The 2,137-nt window shown below is 40.0% G+C and carries 1 protein-coding gene and 2 pseudogenes; all 3 read right to left on the bottom strand.

Going from position 1 to position 2,137, the window contains the following annotated elements:
• On the bottom strand, positions 1-243 hold a 243-nt coding region (locus QUB44_RS30660; protein ID WP_333373666.1), incomplete at its 3' end, for a hypothetical protein.
• Positions 244-744: 501 nt separating this feature from the next.
• Positions 745-1,210, bottom strand: a pseudogene (locus QUB44_RS31370) (ISAs1 family transposase); the annotation flags it as partial.
• 65 nt (positions 1,211-1,275) lie between these two features.
• A pseudogene (locus tag QUB44_RS31365) lies at positions 1,276-1,981 on the bottom strand (ISAs1 family transposase); the annotation flags it as partial.
• Positions 1,982-2,137: the final 156 nt, after the last annotated feature.

The raw sequence follows: 2,137 nt of genomic DNA, 5'->3' as shown, positions 1-2,137 counted from the left end.
GCCAGCTACACCATTATAAAAACTAGCTTTTCCTTCAGTTTTTTTGCCCCTTTTGGGAATAAAAGAACAATCGATAACTGCAATCAGTGTTCGCTCATGGTTTAAGGCTCGATTGATAAAATATTTATGAAATTCGGGAAAATCGAAACCTTTAAAAAAGTGGCGACGATAGGTCTTTTCACTCAAAGAACTATAACGGTCCAAATTGGTAAAATTAACTTTGCCATAAACAAGTAAAATCAATACTCCGGACAGTTTTTAAAGAGGGATGCGACGCCTACGGCAAGCAACGCTTGCGCAATAAATCACAGAAGCGAAAAAAGTGAGTGCAATCTGAACCCAAAATGAACAGAAAAAAAGGCGCTCTTTTAGGTTAAGCTATAAAAACACACAAGCTTAACAGATTGCCTGATGAAGATTATTGAATCAATCTTACAACAAATGCCAGGGATTAGTCAACCCCAAAAGAAGTTTTTAATTCAGGGTAAGAGCATCTCAATCACGCTTGACAAAAGGAACTGAGAACACTCATCATATAATCATTAAGCTGATACGCATTTAAATTGGGATTTTTGAAGCCTAGACTCCTTGCACCCTGGCTTTCAGGCAAAAAATTTAAATGCTGAACAGCTTAGACCTCTTGCAAAATAATTTTGTGCTATGGATGGAAAGTTTAGGCAATTTTTAAATCTAGCAGGCTGGGCAAGTTTAAGGAGATGCCAATCAACCCAATAATTCAAACTTTTACCTAAACTTGAGCAAACTCTTAAGAATAACACATATTTTTTTTGCAAGAGGTCTATTAGACATAGCAGCCCGTTTCTGCCTTTGTCGTAGACTGCGCTGGAGAGTGGTTTCCTGACGCAGAGCATTGAGGGCCAAACGTCGAAGGAGAGCGAAGTTGTGAGGACTATACCCAGAGCGAATGCGACATCGATCTTCACGAAAAGTGACATCTAAAACCCAATGAACTTGATTCTCAATCCCCCCAGTGTTGACGAATAATCCGTCCTAAAAACTGAGCATCCGCTGGTAAAGAAGAAAGATAGAAGTTGACTTCGTGAGTGATTTTATTCCAGAGATGGCGAGTTCTTTCAACAAAAATTATTGTTCGGAGTCCCAACCATTGTTCGGCCTGATAGAGGTCTTCAAAATGGGCAATATCTAAGGCCCAAACACGGCATTTTTCAAGGCGGTGATGTCCTTTTTCAAGGTGCTAATGATAGCTCATTCCTGCCAATTAATCCTGCGTCAGAGTTGGGAGCTGGTGAAACTTTTCTTCGACTTGACTGTAGAGGGTCGGATGATTCTTTTTCAAAGCCAGGACATAATCGGCTTTTTGTTCTCGAATTTGTCGGACAATTTCGGCTTTAGTTCCCATCGCATCAATTGTCACAATTGCACCTTGAGTGTCGAGTAATTTGAGCAGGGTGGAAATCGCCGTTATTTCATTGGACTTGCCTTCGACTTTAACTTGTCTTAAAATTAATTATTTTTGACTAGCCCAAGCGGTGACGAGATTTAAAGCTTTGATTCCTTTTTCTCGGTCGTAAGAGCCTCTGAGACTTTTACCGTCGATGGGAATAACTTCTCCCACTAAACTTCCCATCAACTGTTGAAGCCATTTGTTTAAAACTTGCTCGACTTCTCCGGGATTAAGGCGTTCAAAAACTCGCCTAAATGTATCATCTGAAGGAATGCCATTAGGGAGTTCCAAGAACTCTTTTAACCAAGCATATTTACTCAGACCATAATTTTCGATGTCTTCCCAACCTTCGGCTCCGGCGATCGCCGCTAAAATTGCAATCACTAGAATATCTTTGAAAACATGCTTTTGAGTTCTGGAGACTCGATGGTCTTGAATCTCCTCGACATAACTTAATAAATTAGCTTGTATTTCCTCAATCGGTTGGATTTCTGGAGTTTTCAAAGAGCGCTCTTGGGGAGCGGATTCCAATTGGGGTGAAAAACCTTTCGCCATGAGAGTTTAGTTCGAGTTGATTGAATTCTAATTCTGACCCATCTTGACAGAATTATGGGCAAGCGTAAATCCTTGCTTTAGGAATGAAAAATAAATAAGTTGATGAATTATCGGTTATACTGAAAAAAGTGCGCTTATTGCAATTTTCACCCAAAC

This window comes from Microcoleus sp. AT3-D2 (assembly GCF_036705715.1).
GTDB lineage: Bacteria > Cyanobacteriota > Cyanobacteriia > Cyanobacteriales > Microcoleaceae > Microcoleus.
Note: the sequence above shows the minus strand (reverse complement) of the source record. Positions and strands in the feature narration are given on the sequence as shown.